The 20,687-nt window shown below is 62.8% G+C and carries 22 protein-coding genes; 17 read left to right on the forward strand and 5 right to left on the reverse strand.

Going from position 1 to position 20,687, the window contains the following annotated elements; all coding sequences use genetic code 11:
* Nucleotides 1–107 precede the first annotated feature (107 nt).
* From EB235_RS17420 to EB235_RS17445, 6 genes are all read left to right on the forward strand, one after another.
* Nucleotides 108–1,463 carry an NAD(P)-dependent oxidoreductase gene (locus EB235_RS17420; RefSeq protein ID WP_027029785.1) on the forward strand — a complete coding sequence of 452 codons (1,356 nt, stop codon included), beginning with the start codon at nt 108–110 and terminating at the stop codon, nt 1,461–1,463.
* 5 nt (nt 1,464–1,468) lie between these two features.
* Nucleotides 1,469–2,308 carry a class I SAM-dependent methyltransferase gene (locus EB235_RS17425; protein WP_027029784.1) on the forward strand — a complete coding sequence of 280 codons (840 nt, stop codon included), beginning with the start codon at nt 1,469–1,471 and terminating at the stop codon, nt 2,306–2,308.
* 12 nt (nt 2,309–2,320) lie between these two features.
* A complete protein-coding gene (preA, locus tag EB235_RS17430; RefSeq protein WP_027029783.1) occupies nt 2,321–3,634 on the forward strand; it encodes an NAD-dependent dihydropyrimidine dehydrogenase subunit PreA in 1,314 nt (437 codons plus the stop codon).
* Nucleotides 3,635–4,123: 489 nt separating this feature from the next.
* Nucleotides 4,124–4,654 carry an RrF2 family transcriptional regulator gene (locus EB235_RS17435; protein ID WP_027029782.1) on the forward strand — a complete coding sequence of 177 codons (531 nt, stop codon included), beginning with the start codon at nt 4,124–4,126 and terminating at the stop codon, nt 4,652–4,654.
* A gap of 11 nt (nt 4,655–4,665) precedes the next feature.
* Entirely contained in the window at nt 4,666–5,124 is a 459-nt protein-coding gene (locus tag EB235_RS17440) for a carboxymuconolactone decarboxylase family protein (RefSeq protein WP_027029781.1), read from the forward strand.
* Between the two features lie 68 nt (nt 5,125–5,192).
* Complete coding sequence (locus EB235_RS17445; protein ID WP_027029780.1) at nt 5,193–5,570, forward strand: DoxX family protein; 378 nt, start codon at nt 5,193–5,195, stop codon at nt 5,568–5,570.
* Nucleotides 5,571–5,606: 36 nt separating this feature from the next.
* Here the strand turns inward: EB235_RS17445 and EB235_RS17450 are convergent, their stop codons facing one another.
* Both EB235_RS17450 and EB235_RS17455 read right to left on the reverse strand, forming a co-directional pair.
* Entirely contained in the window at nt 5,607–6,329 is a 723-nt protein-coding gene (locus EB235_RS17450) for an SDR family oxidoreductase (protein WP_027029779.1), read from the reverse strand.
* Nucleotides 6,326–7,165, reverse strand: a complete 840-nt coding sequence (locus tag EB235_RS17455; protein WP_027029778.1) for an SDR family oxidoreductase — start codon at nt 7,163–7,165, stop codon at nt 6,326–6,328. Before EB235_RS17455 ends, EB235_RS17450 begins: the two co-directional genes overlap by 4 nt.
* A 102-nt stretch (nt 7,166–7,267) precedes the next feature.
* Here EB235_RS17455 and EB235_RS17460 point away from each other — a divergent pair, with 102 nt between their 5' ends.
* The gene (locus EB235_RS17460) at nt 7,268–8,140 is read left to right on the forward strand and encodes a helix-turn-helix transcriptional regulator (RefSeq protein ID WP_027029777.1); all 873 of its coding nucleotides are present in this window, start codon (nt 7,268–7,270) and stop codon (nt 8,138–8,140) included.
* A gap of 16 nt (nt 8,141–8,156) precedes the next feature.
* On the opposite strand, the gene EB235_RS17465 is transcribed toward EB235_RS17460, so the two are convergent.
* Nucleotides 8,157–8,792 carry a TetR family transcriptional regulator C-terminal domain-containing protein gene (locus EB235_RS17465; protein ID WP_027029776.1) on the reverse strand — a complete coding sequence of 212 codons (636 nt, stop codon included), beginning with the start codon at nt 8,790–8,792 and terminating at the stop codon, nt 8,157–8,159.
* A 242-nt stretch (nt 8,793–9,034) separates the two neighbouring features.
* Here EB235_RS17465 and EB235_RS17470 point away from each other — a divergent pair, with 242 nt between their 5' ends.
* From EB235_RS17470 to EB235_RS17490, 5 genes are all read left to right on the forward strand, one after another.
* Entirely contained in the window at nt 9,035–10,363 is a 1,329-nt protein-coding gene (locus EB235_RS17470; RefSeq protein WP_027029775.1) for an aspartate aminotransferase family protein, read from the forward strand.
* A 66-nt stretch (nt 10,364–10,429) separates the two neighbouring features.
* Entirely contained in the window at nt 10,430–11,680 is a 1,251-nt protein-coding gene (locus EB235_RS17475) for a Zn-dependent hydrolase (RefSeq protein WP_027029774.1), read from the forward strand.
* Between the two features lie 66 nt (nt 11,681–11,746).
* On the forward strand, nt 11,747–13,198 hold the full coding sequence (gene hydA / locus EB235_RS17480; RefSeq protein WP_027029773.1) for a dihydropyrimidinase: 1,452 nt from the start codon (nt 11,747–11,749) through the stop codon (nt 13,196–13,198).
* A 2-nt stretch (nt 13,199–13,200) separates the two neighbouring features.
* On the forward strand, nt 13,201–13,572 hold the full coding sequence (locus tag EB235_RS17485; RefSeq protein WP_027029772.1) for a hypothetical protein: 372 nt from the start codon (nt 13,201–13,203) through the stop codon (nt 13,570–13,572).
* 23 nt (nt 13,573–13,595) lie between these two features.
* A complete protein-coding gene (locus tag EB235_RS17490; protein WP_171878146.1) occupies nt 13,596–13,973 on the forward strand; it encodes a hypothetical protein in 378 nt (125 codons plus the stop codon).
* Between the two features lie 17 nt (nt 13,974–13,990).
* Here the strand turns inward: EB235_RS17490 and EB235_RS17495 are convergent, their stop codons facing one another.
* Nucleotides 13,991–14,395, reverse strand: a complete 405-nt coding sequence (locus tag EB235_RS17495) for a cupin domain-containing protein (protein ID WP_032925428.1) — start codon at nt 14,393–14,395, stop codon at nt 13,991–13,993.
* Nucleotides 14,396–14,526: 131 nt separating this feature from the next.
* On the opposite strand from EB235_RS17495, the gene EB235_RS17500 reads away from it, so the two are divergent.
* The 4 genes from EB235_RS17500 to EB235_RS17515 all read left to right on the forward strand — a co-directional run bounded on the left by EB235_RS17500 (nt 14,527) and on the right by EB235_RS17515 (nt 18,719).
* Nucleotides 14,527–15,318: an ABC transporter ATP-binding protein gene (locus EB235_RS17500; RefSeq protein WP_027029769.1), complete on the forward strand. Its 792-nt coding sequence runs from the start codon at nt 14,527–14,529 to the stop codon at nt 15,316–15,318.
* 358 nt (nt 15,319–15,676) lie between these two features.
* A complete protein-coding gene (locus EB235_RS17505; protein ID WP_027029768.1) occupies nt 15,677–16,555 on the forward strand; it encodes an ABC transporter permease in 879 nt (292 codons plus the stop codon).
* Nucleotides 16,552–17,706 (forward strand): ABC transporter permease, encoded by a 1,155-nt coding sequence (locus tag EB235_RS17510; protein WP_027029767.1) that lies wholly within the window; start codon nt 16,552–16,554, stop codon nt 17,704–17,706. Before EB235_RS17505 ends, EB235_RS17510 begins: the two co-directional genes overlap by 4 nt.
* Nucleotides 17,707–17,747: 41 nt before the next feature.
* A complete protein-coding gene (locus tag EB235_RS17515) occupies nt 17,748–18,719 on the forward strand; it encodes an ABC transporter substrate-binding protein (RefSeq protein WP_027029766.1) in 972 nt (323 codons plus the stop codon).
* A gap of 46 nt (nt 18,720–18,765) precedes the next feature.
* Here EB235_RS17515 and EB235_RS17520 read toward each other — a convergent pair whose 3' ends face one another.
* A complete protein-coding gene (locus EB235_RS17520) occupies nt 18,766–19,224 on the reverse strand; it encodes an Lrp/AsnC family transcriptional regulator (RefSeq protein WP_027029765.1) in 459 nt (152 codons plus the stop codon).
* A 121-nt stretch (nt 19,225–19,345) separates the two neighbouring features.
* On the opposite strand from EB235_RS17520, the gene EB235_RS17525 reads away from it, so the two are divergent.
* A complete protein-coding gene (locus EB235_RS17525) occupies nt 19,346–20,629 on the forward strand; it encodes a cystathionine gamma-synthase family protein (RefSeq protein WP_027029764.1) in 1,284 nt (427 codons plus the stop codon).
* Nucleotides 20,630–20,687: the final 58 nt, after the last annotated feature.

Raw genomic sequence — 20,687 nt, forward strand, 5'->3', positions numbered from 1 at the left:
TCATGTTATTGTCGAAGGTTTTCAATGGTTTGCGCCGAAAATTGACCAATTGATAAAAAAATAAAACGTGCTAGCCTTCCCCAAAACGAAAACATGGGGAACTGACGATGCCAGAAGGCCAGTTCAAAGAGGGTATTGTCGGCGGCCGGCTCGCGGCCGACCAATACGCGGACAATTTTTCCGACCTTCATCCGCCGCTCGATCATCATGAGGCGCTTGTCGAATCCGACCGCTGCTATTTCTGCTACGACGCGCCGTGCATGAATGCATGCCCGACCTCGATCGACATTCCGCTGTTCATCCGCCAGATCTCGACCGGCAATCCGATCGGCTCGGCCAAGACCATCTTCGACCAGAACATCCTGGGCGGCATGTGCGCCCGCGTCTGCCCGACCGAGACGCTGTGCGAAGAGGTCTGCGTGCGCGAGGTGGCGGAGGGCAAGCCGGTGCAGATCGGCCGCCTGCAGCGCTACGCCACCGATGTCGCCATGGCCGAGAACAAGCAGTTTTATCCGCGCCCGGAGCCAACCGGTAAGACGGTTGCCGTGGTCGGCGCCGGCCCGGCCGGCCTTGCCGCCGCGCATCGGCTCGCCCGTCACGGCCATGACGTGACCATCCTGGAAGCGCGGCCGAAGGCCGGCGGCCTCAACGAATACGGCATCGCAGCCTACAAGAGCGTCGACAATTTCGCCCAGGCCGAAGTCGACTATGTCACCTCGATCGGCGGCATCGACATCCAGAACGGCAAGGCGCTCGGCCGCGACTATCAGCTGTCCGACCTGATCCGCAATTACGACGCGGTGTTCCTCGGCATGGGGCTGGGTGGCGTCAATGCGTTGCGCGCCGATGGCGAGGATGCCGCTGGCGTCACCAATGCGGTGGAATTCATCGCCGAACTGCGCCAGGCCAGTGATCTCTCCGGCCTGCCGGTTGGCCGCCGCGTCGTCGTCATCGGCGGCGGCATGACGGCGATCGATGCGGCCGTACAGTCGAAACTGCTCGGCGCCGAGGAAGTAACGATCTGCTACCGGCGCGGCCAGGAGCACATGAACGCCTCCGGGTTCGAGCAGGATCTGGCCGCCGCCAACGGCGTCACCATCCGCCACTGGCTGCAGCCGAAGCGGGTTGTCGCTGAAGGCGGCAAGGTCAGCGCCATCGAACTCGAATACACTGCGATGAACGGCGACAAGCTTGCCGGCACCGGCGAGACGCTGACGCTTGTCGCCGACCAGGTTTTCAAGGCGATCGGCCAGAGCTTTGTTCCGGCGGCGCTCAACGGCAGCGGTGCGTCGATCGACCTCGAAGCCGGCCGCATCAAGGTCGATGCCGAAGGGCGCACCTCGCTGGCCAAGGTCTGGGCCGGCGGCGACTGCATCTTCGGTGGCGACGACCTGACTGTCTCGGCTGTCGCGCAAGGCCGCGATGCTGCGGAAAGCATCAACAGGAGTCTGATGCAGGGATAGGGATCATGGCCACGGTGGAACCGGGCATCGCCCGTCACTACGAGGTATCGGACCTGGAGCAGCGGATCCTTTCCGTGCTTGCCGACAGGGGCGTGGACATTGCCAATCTGCGTGCCAGCGATCTCGAAGCTGTCGACGAATTCCACATTGGCGGTGTGGTCGCCACGAGGGAACTCGTCAATCAGATGGGGCTGAAGCCAGGGTCCAGGCTGCTCGACATCGGCTCGGGCGTCGGCGGTCCGGCACGTTTCGTCGCCTCGACCGGCGATGTGGACGTCACCGGCATCGATCTTACGCAAAGCTATGTCGACATCGCGACCAGCCTGTCGAACCGAACCGGTATGACCGGCACGACGCACTTCGTGCAAGGCAGCGCGCTGGACATGCCGTTCGACAATGCCAGCTTCGATGCGGCCATGATCCTGCATGTCGGCATGAACCTTCCCGACAAGGCAAAGCTGATGAGTCAGGCGGCGCGTGTGCTCAAGCTGGGCGGCATCTTTGCCGTCTATGATGTGATGCGCCTGAAAGACGGGGCGCTGACCTTTCCGCTGCCATGGGCAACGGATGAGAGCATGTCGTTCGTCTCGACGCCGGACGATTACCGTTCGGCTGCTGCAGCTGCCGGCTTTTCCGTCATCGAAGAACGCCCTCGTGGTGCCTTTGCCATTGATTTCTTCGCCTCTGTCCGCGCCGGCATGGCCGCCGCGCAGGCAGAGGGTAAGAAGCCGCCCAATGTCGGGCTCATCATGGGCGAGAACGCCCGCACCAAGATCGCCAATCTCACCGCCGCGCTTGAAGGCGGCATTCTTGCACCCGTCGAATTGATCCTTCGTTTCGGCTGAAAGGGACCTGTCATGGCAGACATCCGCAACAATTTCGTCGGCATCAAATCGCCCAACCCGTTCTGGCTTGCCTCGGCGCCACCGACCGACAAGGCCTATAATGTGATCCGCGCCTTCAAGGCAGGGTGGGGTGGTGTGGTGTGGAAGACGCTGGGCGAGGAAGGCCCGCCTGTCGTCAACGTCAACGGCCCGCGCTATGGCGCGATCTGGGGTGCCGATCGGCGCCTGCTCGGCCTTAACAACATCGAGCTGATCACCGACCGCGACCTGCAGACCAATCTGCGCGAGATGAAGCAGGTCAAGATGGACTGGCCGGACCGGGCGCTGATCGCCTCGATCATGGTTCCCTGCGAGGAGGCGAGCTGGAAAGCCATCCTGCCGCTCGTAGAGGAAACCAACGCCGACGGCATCGAGCTCAATTTCGGCTGCCCGCATGGCATGTCGGAGCGCGGCATGGGTGCCGCCGTCGGCCAGGTGCCGGAATATATCGAAATGGTGGTGCGCTGGTGCAAGCAGTACACGCGCATGCCTGTCATCACCAAGCTGACGCCCAACATCACCGATATCCGCAAGCCCGCGCGGGCAGCGCACGCGGGTGGAACAGATGCGGTGTCGCTGATCAACACCATCAACTCGATCACCGGTGTCGACCTCGACAGTTTCGCACCGATGCCGACGATCGACGGCAAAGGCTCGCATGGCGGCTATTGCGGCCCGGCGGTGAAGCCGATCGCCATGAACATGGTGGCCGAGATCGCACGCGATCCTGAAACCCGTGGTCTGCCGATCTCGGGCATTGGCGGCATCACCACATGGCGCGACGCGGCCGAGTTCCTGGCGCTCGGCGCCGGCAACGTGCAGGTCTGCACGGCGGCGATGACCTACGGCTTCAAGATCGTGCAGGAGATGATCGCCGGCCTCGAAAACTGGATGGACGAGAAGGGCCACCGCACGCTCGACGACGTCATCGGCCGCGCCACGCCCAACGTCACCGACTGGCAGTATCTCAACCTCAACTATATCGCCAAGGCGCGTATCGACCAGGACGCCTGCATCAAGTGCGGCCGCTGCCACATTGCCTGCGAGGACACCTCGCACCAGGCGATCACCAGCATGGTCGACGGCGTCAGGCATTTCGAGGTGATCGAGGCCGAGTGTGTCGGCTGCAATCTCTGCGTCAATGTCTGCCCGGTCGACAATTGCATCACCATGGAGCCGCTGGCGGTCGGCGCGATGGATGAGCGCACCGGCAAGCCGGTGTCGCCGATCTATGCCAACTGGACCACGCACCCGAACAACCCGATGGCCAAGGTGGCGGCGGAGTAGGGGCTGCCTTCGCAGAATGCGGGTTCCTCGCTCCGATCGACGTCTACGCCATGCACACATCTTCTGTGACTGGCATGACTGATCTGCCCGAGGCTTGATTGCCACGTGGTTCCCCCAATCCGTCGCTGCTTCGCAGCGCCACCTTTCCCCCTCCGGAGGGAAAGGAATGGAGCCTTGCTGGACGAGCGTTGACGGCAAAAAGCCTGGCGCCTTTCCTCTACCCCGTCGATCGGGGGAGAGGTGGCTCGGCGAAGCCGAGACGGAGTGGGGGTCGACCAGCGCGGCATAAGACAATGCATGCGCCAGGCTGCCATGCACGCCATCGCCAAAGACCAACTGCCTGGAAATGTGGGCATGTCGTAGCGCTTTGCGGGGTGCGAGGAACCCAAGTCCTGTGAAGCCATCGCGAACATGTGGATTTCCGCACTTTCCTATTGCAGATAAAAAATATCCACGATAAGACATATCCATGAATTGGAGATCGGCATCATGAAGCTGGGCGAGGGCGTTGAGGCGGCCATCCACTGCGCGGCCACGCTGGCGAGCGTCGAGAGCAACAGCACCATGCCGGGTGCTGCTCTTGCCGAGTCATTCGGCCTGTCGCCGAGCTATCTTCTGAAGCATCTCAACATGCTGACGGCCGCGCGCATCCTGGAGTCGGTGCCGGGGCCGGCGGGCGGCTACCGGCTGGCGCGGGCCGCCGAACGGATCACGCTGCTCGACATCGTGCTGGCCGTCGAAGGGCGCGAACCGGCGTTTCGCTGCGGCGAGATCCGCCGCAACGGTCCGGTCAAGATCGATGCCTCGGCCTATGTCAAACCCTGCGGCATCAATGCCGCGATGTTGAAGGCGGAGCGCGCCTATCGGGCAGCACTCGCCGAAACAAAGCTGTCCGACATCGTGGCGGACTATGCGGCGCAGGGCGATCCGAGATCGTTTGCCGCGAGCTGTGCCTTTGTCGCACGCCACCAGCGGCCGCAGAAATCCAGTTCAAACCCGCAAAGCCCAAAGCAGATGTAAAGGACATCAAGATGAAACAGAGGATGCAATTTTTCGCCAAGGCGCCCGAGATCATGAAGGCGGTGTCGGCGCTCAACAAGGCGGTCGACGAATGCGGGCTCGAGGTCAGCCTGCTGCACCTGATCAAGCTCAGGGCCTCGCAGATCAATGGCTGTTCCTATTGCGTCGAGATGCATAGCCGCGAGGCCAGGCGCGATGGCGAGACCGAGCAGCGGCTCTATCTCGTCGCGGCCTGGAAGGAATCGCCGCTGTTCTCCGAACGCGAGCGCGCCGCCTTGGCCTGGACCGAAGCCGTGACCCTGATTGCCAACAATGGCGTATCGGACGAGCTCTATGCCCGTACTCTCGAGCATTTCTCGGAAGAGGAACTGGTCAAGCTGTCCGTTGCGCTCGGCATGATCAACACCTGGAACCGGCTTTGCATTCCGTTCCAGGCCATTCATCCGATGCCGGCGGCCAAGGCGGCCTGATTGTCCTGACGTGTTTCGGAGCGCTGTCGAGAAGGCGGCGCTCCGACTGTTTTTAAGGGGAGAATTTGATGCCTGTCGATTTGCCTTCGACCTTGTTGTTTCTCGGTCGCCTGTTGCTTGGCGGCGCTTTCGTCTTCGCCGGCCTGCGCAACATCCAGAACGCGGCCTTTCTGACCGGGCTGATGGCCGCGCGCGGCGTGCCGCAGGCGCGGCTGGCGCTGTGGGCCGGCATCGTCCTGCAGGTCATCGCCGGCGTGCTGGTGATGGCAGGCCTGTGGACCGCGCTTGCCTGCGCGGTGCTGGTGCTGTTCCTGATCGCCGCCACGCCGATGTTCCACAATTTCTGGGACCACCAAGGCCCGGACCGCGCAGCGCGCATCAACGGCTTCGTCGGCAATGTTGCGCTGGGTGGTGGTTTCCTGACGCTGATTGCGCAGTCGCTTTAGAAGGGCTGGCGGCGATCTTGGCCCGCCGCCATTTCCCTATGCTGCAAACCGCAGCCCGCCATCGCAGGTCAGCACCTGGCCGGTCATGAAGCCGTTGGAGACGAGGAAGGCTATCGCCGAGGCGACGTCTTCGGCGCGGCCGATCCGCCCGACGGGCGTCTTGCCGGCATATTCGGCAAAGACCGCATGCCGCTGCTCGTCGGGTAAAAAGTCCCACCACGGCGTGTCGATGACGCCGGGCGCTACGACGTTGACGCGCAGCGGCTTCAACTCGACCGCCAGGATCGGCGTCACGGTCAGCAGCATGCCGTTGACGGCACCGATACCGGCGACACCGGGCATGGTGACCTGAGCCGACACCGCCGAGATGAAGGTGACCGATCCGGATTTGTTGAGCGTCGGCAAGGCGGCCTGCAAGCAGGACAGTTGCGGCCGCACCTTCTCCTCGACGCCGCTGCCGATATCGGCAAGGTCGAGTGTCGCGAACGGGCCAAGGCCCTTGCCGCCGCTCGCGGCCAGAACGAGGTGGTCGAACGGGCCGAGGCGCTCGAAGAACTGGCGCACTTCGTCCGGCTTCGAAGCATCGAACGCCGCCTTGTCGGCGGCGCCGCCGAGGCTTTTCCAGGCACTGTTAAGCTTGTCCTGGTTGCGCCCGGTGATCGTCACCTTCATGCCCGGCCCAATCAGCTTGCGCGCGGTCGCCAGGCCGATGCCGGACGAGCCGCCGATGATGACTGTGTGTTCGGTTCTGCTGGTCATGAATTCTGCTCCTTCGATTCTTGGGAAACCGGGCCGACAAGGTCGAGGCTCAGGCTTCGCAATTGTTGTCGTGCCTTGGCGTCGTAGGCCTGGGCGTCGGCGCGGGATTCGCGCAGGCCGTCGAAATAGAGGCCGCTGCGCCCCTCGAGCGCGGATGAGGTGGCGAGGTTGACGATGGCGTCGGCGCCGGTCTCCACCGAGCTCCATGGCGTCACGCCGGCCTGCCGGACCATGGTGGTGTTCATGTAGCTTGCCGGATGCAGCGCGTTGACGGTGATGCCGGTGCCTTTCAACTCTCCCGCCAGATCGACGGTGAACAGGATCTGCGCCAGCTTGCTCTGGCAGTAGGCGCGCACGCCGCTATAGCCATGGGTCAGCATGACATCGCCAAAATCGATCGCCTGCTGGCCGGCCGATGCGACGTTGACGATGCGCGCCGGGGCGCTGGCCTTCAGCAGCGGCAGAAGTTCCGAGGTCAGCAGGAAGCCGGCGAGGTAGTTGACGGCGAAGCGCAGTTCGTAGCCGTCGGCGCTGATCTGCCGTTTGGCGCCTGCTGTACCGATGCCGGCATTGTTGATGAGGATGTCGAGCCGGTCCGTTCGGGCGCGGACGGCCTCGGCGATCCGGCGTACCTCGGCCAGCGAGGCGAGGTCGGCGGCGAAGAACTCGGCCTTGCCGCCGGCGGCTTCGATTTCGGCCACGGCCGCCTTGCCGCGCGTGGCATCGCGGCCGTGCACCAGCACCCGGGCGCCGGCGGCACCCAGCCTTTGCGCCACGACGCGGCCGACGCCGTCGGTCGAGCCGGTGATGAGGATTGTCTTGTCTTTCAGGTCCATGTCGGGAGCCTCCTGTCTGTTGCTCCAAACGCAAGATGGGACGTCTGATTGATCTCAAACAGTTCAAACTTTATCCTGGTACCAGTACTGCTATAATAGGGCATGGACGCTCCCTCTCATTCCGCTGAAGACACCCGCCGGCGCGAACTCGGCGCATTCCTGCGCTCGCGGCGCGAAAGGTTGACGCCTTCGGCAACCGGCATCGCGACCGGTCTCAGGCGGCGCACGCCGGGCCTGCGCCGCGAAGAGGTGGCGATGATCGCCGGCGTTGGCACCACCTGGTACACCTGGCTGGAACAGGGCAGGGATGTGCGCCCTTCGGTGGAGGTGCTGACGGCGCTGTGCGGGGCGCTGCGCCTCGATGCCGCCGAAAAGCGGCATCTGTTCACGCTTGCCGGCCGCCAGCAGCCCGAGCGACGGCGCATTGGGCCGGCAAAGCTCGAAGGCCCCTTGCTGCATATGCTGCAAAGCCTGGTCCTGCAGCCTGCCTATATCGTCGGCCCGCGCTGGGACGTGCTGGCCTGGAATGCCGGGGCCGTCGCCATTTTCGGCGACTATGGGCAACTGGAGGGGGACGCCCGCAACATCATCCACGGCGTGTTCACCGATCCACACCGGCGGCATTTGCTGGTGGACTGGGAACAATTGGCGCGCGCAACCCTTGCTGCGTTTCGCGCCGAGAGTGCGAAATATGTCGGCGATCCGGATTTCGAGCGGCTGATCGCGCTGATGATGCGCTCAAGTCCCGAATTCCGTGAATGGTGGCCGCAGCGCGATGTCGTGCACCGCCTGTCCGGCATGAAGCATATCCGGCATCCCATCGCCGGCGCGATGGTGTTCGAGCATATGAGCCTGTCGATCGATGACGGCTCGGACATGAAGCTGATCGTCTACACGCCGCTTGCCGAGCAGAACTCGATCGCCAAGCTGCAGGCTTTGCTGGATGCGCTGCCGGCCGAGCGACGCAGCGCTTGAGCCATCGCGGCGGAGGTCAGCCTTTCGGCTTCAGCCCATCCAGGAACAGCTGCTCCAGGAACCGCGCCGCATCCTCGAAGCGGCCGTCGCCGCCGCGGTTCGGCCCCAGCACGGCGCGCACCTGGACGTCGAAATCGGCATAATGCTGCGTCGTTGCCCAGATCGAGAAGATCAGGTGCCACGGGTCGGTGCGAGCGATCTTGCCGGCACGCATCCAGCCCTTGATGACTGATGCCTTCTCATCAACGAGCGTCTTCAGCTCGCCGGCCAGCAGCGGCATGATGCGCGGTGCGCCCTGCAAGATCTCGTTGGCGAACAGCCGGCTCTCGCGCGGAAAGTCGCGCGCCATCTCCAGCTTGCGCCTGATGTAGCTCCTGAGTTCGGTCATGGGGTCGCCGACGTCGTCGAGTTCGCGCAGCGGCGCCAGCCAGGTGTCAAGCAGGCGCTGCATCAATGTCTCGTGGATGTCTTCCTTGCGGCGGAAATAATAGAGCAGGTTGGGTTTCGACATGCCGGCGGCTTCGGCGATCTGGTCGATGGTCGAGCCGCGGAAGCCGTTGGTGGAGAACACTTCGAGTGCTGCTTCCAGGATGAGCTCGCGCTTTTCCTGCTGGATGCGGGTGCGGCGAGGGGCTTCCGTGCCGGTGTTCACCTTTGCGAACCCTCGTGTTGCCAAATCTCGCATTCAAGGTCATCTGGACCAATTCTCTGGACCAGTTTTTCTCCGAGCTGTGGAACGCACTTCTGGAGCCGCATTTCCGCTAGTAATCCCTTGACCGCCGACAGGGCGGTGCTAACGTTTGTCCAATCGGTCAAAAATTTGCGTAGCATGAAAGCGCGGCAAAGACCAAGCGTTGGACGCACCGAAACAGTTCACAAGGGGAAGTCCTGCTCATGTCCAACCGGCTGAAAGTCACGCCGAACGATCTCAGCGCATTTTGGATGCCGTTCACCGCAAACCGGCAGTTCAAGCAGGCGCCACGCATGTTCGTGTCCGCCAAGGATATGCATTACACCACCAGCGATGGCCGCAAGGTGCTGGACGGCACCGCCGGCCTGTGGTGCGTCAATGCCGGTCACTGCCGGCCGAAGATCACCGAGGCGATCCAGCACCAGGCCGCCGAACTCGACTATGCGCCGGCCTTCCAGATGGGCCACCCCATCGTCTTCGAACTGGCCAACCGCCTGGTCGACCTGGCGCCCAAGGACATGGACCATGTGTTCTTCACCAATTCCGGTTCGGAATCTGTCGAGACCGCGCTGAAGATGGCGATCGCCTATCATCGCGTGAAGGGCGAGGGCTCGCGCACCCGCCTCATCGGCCGCGAGCGCGGCTATCACGGCGTCAATTTCGGCGGTATCTCGGTCGGCGGCATCGTCACCAACCGCAAGATGTTCGGCACGCTGCTTGGCGGCGTCGACCATATGCCGCACACGCATTTGCCGGAAAAGAACGCCTTCACCAAGGGCGTGCCGGAATATGGCGCGGAGCTGGCCAACGAACTGGAGCGCATCGTCGCGCTGCATGACGCCTCGACCATCGCCGCCGTCATCGTCGAGCCGGTCGCCGGCTCCACCGGCGTCATCCTGCCGCCGAAGGGTTATCTGCAGAAGCTGCGCGAAATCTGCACCAAGCACGGCATTCTGTTGATCTTCGACGAGGTCATCACCGGTTTCGGCCGCCTCGGCACGCCATTCGCCGCCGACTATTTCGGTGTCACGCCCGACATCATGACCACCGCCAAGGGCGTCTCCAACGGCGTCATCCCAATGGGCGCGGTGTTCGTGAAGAAGGAAATCCACGACGCCTTCATGACCGGCCCCGAGCACATGATCGAGTTCTTCCACGGCTACACCTATTCGGGCAATCCGATCGCGTGCGCGGCGGCGCTGGGCACGCTCGACACCTACAAGGAAGAGGGCCTGCTCACCCGTGGCGAGGAACTGGCGCCCTATTGGGAAGATGCGCTGCACTCGCTGAAGGGCGAGCCGAACGTCATCGACATCAGAAACATCGGCCTGATCGGCGCGATCGAACTGGCGCCGATCGCCGGCCAGCCGACCAAGCGGGCCTTCTCGGCCTTCGTCAAGGCGTTCGAGCGCGGCGCGCTGATCCGCACCACCGGCGACATCATCGCGCTGTCGCCGCCGCTGATCATCACCAAGGGCCAGATCAACGAACTGATCGACCATGTGCGTGAAGTGCTGAGGTCGATAGACTAACCTGTTTCCATCGGCCGGGCGGCGGGAACCGCCGCCCGGCCGATGTCATGAGTGAGAGGATGTTGAATGGCCGCGCCCGGCGAGAATCTGCGAATCAATTCAGACCGTTTGTGGGATTCGCTGATGGAGATGGCGAAGATCGGCCCCGGCATTGCCGGCGGCAACAACCGCCAGACCGTGACCGACGAGGATGGCGAGGGCCGGCATCTGTTCAAGCGCTGGTGTGAGGCAGCCGGGCTCGAAATGGGCCTCGACGAGATGGGCACCATGTTTGCCCGCCGCGAAGGCACCGATCCCAGCCTGCCGCCGGTCTATGTCGGCAGCCATCTCGATACGCAGCCGACCGGCGGCAAGTATGACGGCGTGCTCGGCGTGCTGGGCGGGCTGGAAGTGGTGCGCTCGCTCAACGATCTCGGCATCAAGACCAAGCATCCGATCGTCGTTACCAACTGGACCAACGAGGAAGGCTCGCGCTTTGCCCCGGCGATGATGGCGTCCGGCGTGTTCGCCGGCGTGCTGGAGCAGGCGGACGTGTACCAGCACACCGATAAACAGGGGAAAAAATTCGGCGAGGAGCTGGAGCGGATCGGCTGGAAGGGCACCGAGAAGGTCGGCGACCGCAAGATCCACGCCTTCTTCGAACTGCATATCGAGCAGGGGCCGATCCTCGAGGACGAAGACATCGACATTGGCGTCGTCACCCATGGCCAGGGCCTGAAATGGCTGCAGGTGACGCTGACCGGCAAGGAAGCCCATACCGGCTCGACACCGATGCCCAAGCGTCGCAATGCCGGGCTCGGCATGGCCCGCGTGATCGAACTGGTGCACGAGATCGCCATGGACTACCAGCCGGACGCCGTCGGTGCGGTTGGCCACATGGAAGTGTTCCCGAATTCACGCAACATCATTGCCGGCCGCACCGTCTTCACCATCGATATCCGCTCACCCGAGAAGGAAGTGCTGGATGCGATGGATGGGCGCATCCGCGAAGGCATCGACACGATCTGCGAGGCGCTCGACATCCAGTACAAGATCGAGCAGGTCGGCGCCTTCGACCCGGTGACCTTCGATCCTGGCTGCGTCAAGGCAATCCGCGATGCCGCCGAACGGCTCGGCTATACGCACCGCAACCTCGTCTCGGGAGCCGGCCATGACGCCTGCTGGATCAACCGCGTCGCGCCGACCGCCATGGTGATGTGCCCCTGCGTTGACGGGTTGTCACACAACGAGGCCGAGGAAATCACCAAGGAATGGGCTTCGGCGGGCGCCGACGTGCTGTTCCATGCGGTGGTGGAGACGGCTGTCATCGTGGAGTGAGCTTAGAAATCTACCTTCCAAACGCCGCTCGTAATGAAGCGCGAAGAGAACAAGGGAACGATAAAAATGACCAAAGTCATCAAGAACGGCACCGTCGTCACCGCCGACCGCAGCTGGAAGGCCGATGTGCTGTTCAGCCACGGCAAGATCGTCGCCATCGGTTCCGACCTGCATGGCGACCATGAGTACGACGCCACCGGCTGCTATGTCATGCCGGGCGGTATCGACCCGCACACCCATCTCGAAATGCCGTTCATGGGCACCTATTCGGCCGACGATTTCGAATCCGGCACGCGCGCAGCACTTGCCGGCGGGACCACGATGGTTGTCGATTTCTGCCTGCCGGCGCCGCAGCAATCGCTGTTAGAGGCCTTGCAAATGTGGGACAACAAGACCTCGAAGGCTGCCTGCGACTATTCCTTCCACATGGCGATCACCTGGTGGGGCAAGCAGGTGTTCGACGAGATGGCCACTGTCGTCGACAAGGGCATCACCTCGTTCAAGCACTTCATGGCCTACAAGGGCGCGCTGATGGTGGATGACGACGAGATGTATGCGTCGTTCCAGCGCTGCGCCGACCTTGGCGCGCTGCCCTTGGTGCATGCCGAGAATGGCGATGTGGTTGCAGCGCTGTCGCAAAAACTGCTCGCCGCCGGCAATAACGGCCCCGAGGGCCACGCCTATTCACGCCCACCGGAAGTGGAAGGCGAGGCGACCAATCGCGCCATCATGATCGCCGACATGGCCGGCGTGCCGCTCTATGTCGTGCATGTCTCCTGCGAGCAGGCGCATGAGGCCATCCGCCGGGCGCGTCAGAAAGGCATGCGGGTGTTCGGCGAACCGCTGGTCCAGCACCTCACGCTCGACGAGACGGAGTATTTCAACAAGGACTGGGACCACGCGGCGCGGCGCGTGATGAGCCCGCCCTTCCGCAACAAATTGCACCAGGATTCGCTCTGGGCCGGTCTGCAGGCCGGGTCGCTGCAAGTGGTGGCAACCGACCATTGCGCCTTCACCACCAAGCAGAAGCGCAACGGTATCGGCGACTTTACCAAGATCCCGAACGGCACCGGCGGGCTCGAAGACCGTTTGCCGGTGCTGTGGACCACCGGTGTCAACACCGGCCGGCTGACGATGAACGAGTTCGTCGCGGTGACCTCGACCAACATCGCCAAGATCCTCAACATGTATCCGAAGAAGGGTGCCATCGTCGAAGGCGCTGACGCCGACATCGTCGTCTGGGATCCCCTGCGAAAGAAGACGATTTCTTCGAAGAAGCAGCAGTCGGTCATCGACTACAATGTCTTCGAAGGTGTCGAGGTGACCGGCCTGCCGCGCTTTGTGTTCTCGCGCGGCGAACTGTCGATCGAGGAAGCCGAAGTTAAGGCCAAGCCGGGCCACGGCCAATTCGTCGGCCGCGAGCCGAACGCGGCGGTCAACCGGGCGCTGTCGACGTGGAAGGACATCACCGCGCCGCGCAAGGTGGAACGCACGGGCATTCCGGCGACGGGCGTCTGAGCTTGGCGCGATCCGCCGCGCTCATCTCCCTGGTCTTGGCGACAGTTGCCGGTGGTCCGGCAACTGCGGCCGGCGTGCTTGCCGGCTCCTGGGGCAATGATGAAGGCTGTGCCGGCGTGAAGGCCGGCCACCAGGACAGTGATGCCTATATCGTTCTGACGGCGGAAGGCATCGAGACCTATGGCAGTGGCTGCCGTTTCACGCAGCAATTTATGGCGTTGCCGGGTGCGCAATCCGTGAGTTCGACTTGTTCCGCCGAGGGTGAGGCGGGGACGACGACCGAAACCATCGTGGTCACCAACAAGGGAGAGGATGGCTTCTTCGTTACCATTCCCGGCCTTGAGGAACTGGGGCCGCTGCAATCATGTTCTTGAATTTGGACAATGGGGGAATGAGCATGCGTGGTTTTAGTCTGTCTGTTGCGATGGCTGTCGTTTTGGCTGCTGGCCAGGCTTTCGCGGCAAATATCGATCTGTCCAAGCCCTATGGCGACAAATATGGCTGCATCAACCGCAACGGTCAGGAAGTCGCGGCTGATCAGATGCTGCTTTTGACTGACAAGGAACTGACCACCGCCGCCAGCGCCTGCACGTTCACGAAGACGCAAGCGCAGGCTGACGGATCGCTGGTGGTGACGGCGACATGCGAGGCGGAAGGCGAAGACGGACAGGAGCCGACCAATTTCACCATCAAGCGCAGTGCCAAGAACGCCAAGAAGCTGACGATCACCGACGCAGACGGCAACGTCATGGGCGAAGTCTCGCGGTGCAAATGACGGCGGTCCCGTCAGCCTCAGGCGACCAGCGCATCCAGTTCCGGCAGCAGGACGACGCTTTCCTGTTCGTTGGGATCGGTGCGGGCAATGACGGCCGAGGACGGAGCATTGCTCAGATTGGCCGGCAGATGCGGCACGCCGGCCGGAATGTAGAAGAGGTCGCCGGCCTTGACGATGATATGGTGCTCGAGCCGGTCGCCATACCAGGTATGGACCTCGCCGGAGAGCACGTAGATCGCCGTTTCATGGTTCTCATGCAGATGCGCCTTGGCGCGGGCGCCGGGCGGCAAGGTGAGAACGTGCATGCATATGCCCGAGGAGCCGACCGACTCCTTGGCAATGCCGGCGAAATAGGTCAACCCCTGCTTGCCTTCATAAGTGCTTTCAGGGCGGATAAGATGACAAGTGGGTTTGGGCGACATCGGGGAACTCCGGGCGTCGATTTGAGTGGGACAGAGACCAATGGGACTGGGCGAGTGGAAAACAACAACACGATAAAAGCAATCGGAATCCGGTTTGCGCCGCAGGGGCGGGAACAGGCAGGCAGCGGCCGATGACGGGGATTTCGCCAGCCGTCGTCGCGGCAAGCAAACTTGGCCTCACCTTCCAGACCAATGACGGGCCGGTGCAGGCGCTGTCCAATGTCGACCTGACGATCGGCAAGGGGGAGTTCGTCTCCTTCATCGGACCTTCGGGCTGCGGCAAGACCACACTGCTGCGCGTCATCGCCGATCTGGAGAAGCCGACTTCCGGCACGATTTCGGTCAACGGTATGACACCGGAACAGGCGCGCGAAAAGCGCGCCTATGGCTATGTCTTCCAGGCGGCCGCCCTGTTTCCCTGGCGCACCATCGAGCGCAATGTCGGTCTGCCACTGGAGATCATGGGCCTGTCCAGAGCCGAGCAGTCGGAGCGCATCAAGCGCACGCTCGACCTCGTCAATCTCTCGGGTTTCGAGAAGAAATATCCCTGGCAGTTGTCGGGCGGCATGCAGCAGCGCGCCTCGATTGCGCGTGCGCTGGCCTTTGACGCCGACCTGCTTTTGATGGACGAGCCGTTCGGCGCGCTGGACGAGATCGTGCGCGACCATCTCAATGAGCAATTGCTGGAACTGTGGGGGCGGACCAACAAGACCATCTGCTTCGTCACCCACTCGATTCCGGAAGCTGTGTATCTCTCGACGCGGATCGTCGTGATGTCGCCGCGACCTGGTCGGGTCAGCGACATCATCGAATCGACGCTGCCGAAAGAGCGGCCGCTCGACATCCGCGAAACGCCGGAGTTTTTGGCGATCGCCGCGCGGGTGCGCGATGGGTTGCGGGCAGGGCATAGCTATGATGATTGAGGGCGCGCACGATGAGCTTCCTCCTCTCCCCATCGGGGAGAGGGTGGCCGGAGCGAAGCGGAGGTCGGGTGAGGGGGCGGCCACCCGCGCCTTCGTCATCCTAGGGCGGAGCAAGGAGCGAAGCGACGCGGCGCAGACCCTAGGATCCATGCCGTTACCTCGACGCTCCGCAGCGGTGCAAAACAGTGCTCCCTACGCAGTGCGTTGGAAGGCGAACATTCTCGACCGCTTATACCCCTCGGCCAACGTCACGGAATGGATCCTAGGGTCTGCGCGACGCTTCGCGTCGCTCCGCCCTAGGATGACGAAAGACCGGCAGCGCCGCTTTCTGCAGTTGCGGTTGGGAAGGGCCCGCTAAATGGACACCTTCCGCGACAAGCTCGTGCCCGTCACGTCCATCCTCCTGGGCGTCGTCATCCTCTGGTACGTCTTCGCCGTCATCCTCAACGCGCCGTTCCAGCGCGATCTCGACCGCCGTGCGAATGAGACTTCCACCTTCAGCGAGCTCATCGGCAAGACGCTGTCGCAGCCGAAGCCGACGCTGCCGGCACCACATCAGGTGGCTGTGAATTTCTTTGAGAACACCTTCCTGCGGCCCATCAATTCGAACCGCAGCCTCGTCTACAATGCCTGGGTGACGCTGTCCTCGACGCTGCTCGGCTTCGCCTTCGGCACGGCGCTCGGCATCATCATTGCGGTCGGCATCGTGCATGTGGCGACGCTGGACCGCAGCCTGATGCCGTGGATCATCGCCTCGCAGACGATTCCGATCCTGGCGGTGGCGCCGATGATCATCGTCGTGCTGGGGGCGGTCGGCATCAGTGGCCTGATTCCGAAAGCGATGATTTCGACCTATCTGTCGTTCTTCCCGGTGACGGTGGGCATGGTGAAGGGGCTGCGCTCGCCCGAGATCATGCATCTCGACCTGATGCACACCTATAATGCCAGTCGTATGCAGACCTTCTGGAAGCTGCGTGTGCCGGCCTCGGTGCCTTTCCTGTTCACCTCGATGAAGGTGGCGGTGGCGGCGAGCCTGGTCGGCGCCATTGTCGGCGAACTGCCGACCGGTGCGGTCGCCGGCATCGGCGCCAAGCTGCTCGCCGGCGCCTATTACAGCCAGTCGATCGATATCTGGTCGGCGCTGGTCGCCGGCTCGATCGTGGCGGCGCTGCTGGTCATGGTGGTCGGCATTGCTGGCCGCCTCGTCGATCGCGCCATGGGCGGGAGGCCGGCATGAACTGGCTGAAGCCCTCCTGGCAAGCGGCGCTGACCATTGTGCTATGCCTGACTGCAATCGCGCTCGGCGCAATGTCGAAACCGGAAGCGGCGGCACTTGCCGACCCGACGGCTGCTATCAATTACCCCTATCTCGGAACGAAGGGTTTAATGCTCGGCTTGGCCGTGCTGGCGGCACTGATCTCGATGGTCAGGATTGCGCCGCTTGCGGAGGCCGTGGTGCTATTCATCGGCGCCCATCTCGTCGCCTGGCTGCTGATCTCGGGCATTGCCGGTTTCGAAGGCACGGCATTGGCGCCATATTTCCTGCTGCTGGCGGCAGCGTGGTTGCTCGATTGGCGTTGCGTAGCGGTGCTTTCATCACTGCGGCCTCTTGGCAGCTCTGAGCGGACGGCGTTGCGCCTGCTCATTCCGGCCATCTTCGGCGCCTGGATCCTGATCATCTGGGAAGCCGTCACCCGCGGTGCCGGCATTCCCTTCATCCTGCTGCCGCCGCCGAGTGCGATTGGGGTGCGGATCGCCAACTCCCTGCCGGTGCTCGGCGCCGATGTGCGGCAGACGATCTTCAAGGCGGTGCTGTTCGGCTATGTCGTGGGCAGCGGCGCCGGCTTCATCACCGCGATCCTCGCCGACCGCGTGCCGTTCCTGCGGCGCGGGCTCTTGCCGATCGGCAACATGGTCTCGGCGCTGCCGATCATCGGCGTCGCACCCATCATGGTGATGTGGTTCGGCTTCGACTGGCAGTCCAAGGCGGCAGTCGTCATCATCATGACCTTCTTCCCGATGCTGGTGAACACAGTCGCCGGGCTTGCCGCGTCAGGTCATATGGAGCGCGACCTGATGCGCACCTATGCGTCTGGCTATTGGCCAACGCTCATCAAGCTCAGGCTGCCGGCCGCCGCGCCCTTCATCTTCAACGCGCTGAAGATCAATTCGACGCTGGCGCTGATCGGCGCCATCGTCGCCGAGTTCTTCGGCACGCCCGTGGTCGGCATGGGCTTCCGCATCTCCACCGAGGTCGGGCGGATGAACATCGACATGGTCTGGGCCGAAATCGCAGTTGCAGCTCTTGCGGGTTCGGTCTTTTATGGCGTGGTCGCTCTTGTCGAAAGAGCCGTCACGTTTTGGCATCCCTCTGTCCGTGGTGGATAGGGGCGGTGGGTTTAAGGGCACTAACTTCAGAGGGTAAAAGAATGAAAAAACTGATTATTCCGGTTCTGGCCGGCGCGATGTCGCTGGCCGCGTTCCAGGCAATGGCCGCCGACAAGGTGACGTTGCAGCTGAAATGGGTCACGCAGGCCCAGTTTGCCGGCTACTATGTCGCCAAAGCCAAGGGTTTCTATGAGGCCGAGGGCCTCGATGTCGACATCAAGCCGGGCGGCCCCGATATCGCGCCCGAGCAGGTGATTGCCGGCGGTGGCGCCGATGTCATCGTCGACTGGATGGGCGGTGCGCTGGCCGCACGCGAAAAAGGCGTGCCGCTTGTCAACATCGCCCAGCCGTTCAAGAAGGCCGGCATGGAACTGGTCTGCCCGAAGGATGGCCCGATCAAGACCGAAGCCGACTTCAAGGGCCATACGCTCGGCGTCTGGTTCTTCGGCAACGAATATCCGTTCTACGCCTGGATGAACAAGCTCGGCCTGAAGACCGAAGGCGGCCCGGACGGCGTCACCGTGCTCAAGCAGAGCTTCGACGTGCAGCCGCTGATCCAGAAGCAAGCGGATTGCATCTCGGTCATGACCTACAACGAGTACTGGCAGCTGATCGACGCCGGCTACAAGCCGGAACAGCTGACCGTCTTCAACTACTCGGCGATGGGTAACGACCTGCTTGAGGACGGCCTCTATGCGTCGGAAGACAAGCTCAAGGATCCGGCCTTCGAGGACAAGATGGTGCGTTTCGTGCGCGCTTCGATGAAGGGCTGGAAATACGCCGTCGACAACAATGACGAAGCGGCAAGCATTGTCATGGACGGCGGCGGCCAGGACGAGAACCACCAGAAGCGCATGATGAGCGAAGTCGCCAAGCTGATCGACAATGCCGACGGCAAGCTCGATCCGGCGACCTACGAGCGCACCGCCAAGGCGCTGCTCGACCAGAAGATCATCACCAAGGAGCCGAAAGGCGCCTACACCACCGCCATCACCGACAAGGCTGTGAAGTAAGCCTACCAGTCATCCTGATTTCGAAAGCGGCGCCTTTGACAAAATGTCAGAGGCGCCGTTCCTTTATGGTGTTCATGACGAAGCTGGTCTCGATCGAGGCGACGCATTTCAGCCGTGCGATCTTCTCCTTGATGAAGCGCTCATATTGTTCGAGGCTGCCGGTCACCACCTTCAGCACATAGTCGCGCGAACCGGTGACGAGGTGACATTCCAGCACTTCTTCCCAGCCGCGGATCGCGTCTTCGAACATGACGATCTCGTCCTCGTTCTGGCGGCTGAGGCGGATGGTGGCGATGGCGACCATGCTCCAGCCGAAGGCGGCGGGATCGACCAGCGTCGTGTAGCCTCTGATGACACCGGTCTCCTCCAGCCGCCGCACGCGCCTCAGGCAAGGGGATGGCGAAAGGCCAATGCGCTCGGCAAGCTCATTGTTGGTGATGCGCGCGTCGGCTCGCAATTCCCTGAGAATTCGGAGGTCGAAATCGTCGGCTATCTTCTGCTGCACTTTTTATCGCTCCCGGCAGTTTGTTGCTTGGATGCAGCCATGCCAGGCCAAAAATAGCAAGGACTGGCCGATCGGGATCGCATAAATTGCGGCACGAAACCTTTCAGAAGCAGGAAAAGCCATGACCGCTCCGCGTCCGTCGAAAACCCATATCGGCAACCACAAGCTCCATCCGGAGACGCTGATGCTGAGCTATGGTTTCGATCCGCAGCTTTCCGAGGGCGCTGTCAAGCCGCCGGTGTTCCTGACCTCGACCTTCGTGTTCAAATCGGCGGAGGAGGGGCGCGACTTCTTCGACTACACGTCCGGCCGCAAGGAGCCGCCAAGCGGCACCGCGTCGGGTCTGGTCTATTCACGCTTCAACCATCCCAACAGCGAGATCGTCGAGGACCGGCTGGCGATCTATGAGGGGACGGATGCCTGCATCCTGTTTTCCTCGGGCATGTCGGCGATCGCAACGACACTGCTCGCCTATGCCCGCCCGGGCGACGTCATCCTGCATTCGCAACCGCTCTATGGCGGCACCGAGACGCTGCTGACGCGCACGCTTTCCGGCTTCGGCATCGGCGCTGTCGGCTTTGCCGATGGGGTCGACGAGACGGCGGTGCGGGTGGCAGCCGATGCCGCGGTCGCGAAGGGGCGTGTTTCGGTGATCCTGATCGAGACACCGTCGAACCCGACCAACAGCCTGGTCGACATCGCGCTGATGCGGAAGATCGCCGACGAGATTGGCGCCAGCCAAGGCTCGACGCCGATCATCGTTTGCGACAACACGCTGCTTGGTCCGGTGTTCCAGCGGCCGATCGAACATGGCGCTGATGTCTCGGTCTATTCGCTGACCAAATATGTCGGCGGCCATTCCGACCTGATCGCGGGTGCGGCCATGGGCAGCAAGGCGGTCACCAAGCCAATCAAGGCGTTGCGCGGCGCCATCGGCACCCAGCTCGACCCGCATTCCTGCTGGATGCTCGGCCGCTCGCTGGAGACGCTGTCGATCCGCATGGAACGGGCCAACGACAATGCGCGTGTGATCGCGGAATTCCTACGCGACCATGCCAAGGTCGAGAAGGTGCATTATCTGCCGTTCCTCGGCGAGGATACACCTGCGGCGCACGCCTATCGCGCCCAATGCAGCGGCGCCGGCTCGACCTTCTCCTTCGACATCAGGGGTGGACAGAAGGCTGCGTTCGCCTTCCTCAATGGACTGCAGATATTCAAGCTGGCTGTAAGCCTCGGCGGTACGGAATCGCTCGCCAGCCATCCGGCGGCCATGACCCATTCCGGCATTCCCTTCGACGTGCGCCAGCGCATAGGGGTGCTGGAAACCACGGTCAGGCTGTCGATCGGTGTCGAGCATCCCGATGATCTGATCGCCGACCTGACGCAGGCACTGGCGGCGGTCTGAGCTCTCTGCCCCAGGAAGCCGGGTGAATCGCCCTTATCGTGCGGGCAATCACAAAAAC

Origin of the sequence: Mesorhizobium loti R88b, from assembly GCF_013170845.1 — a bacterium.
Classification (GTDB): domain Bacteria; phylum Pseudomonadota; class Alphaproteobacteria; order Rhizobiales; family Rhizobiaceae; genus Mesorhizobium; species Mesorhizobium loti_B.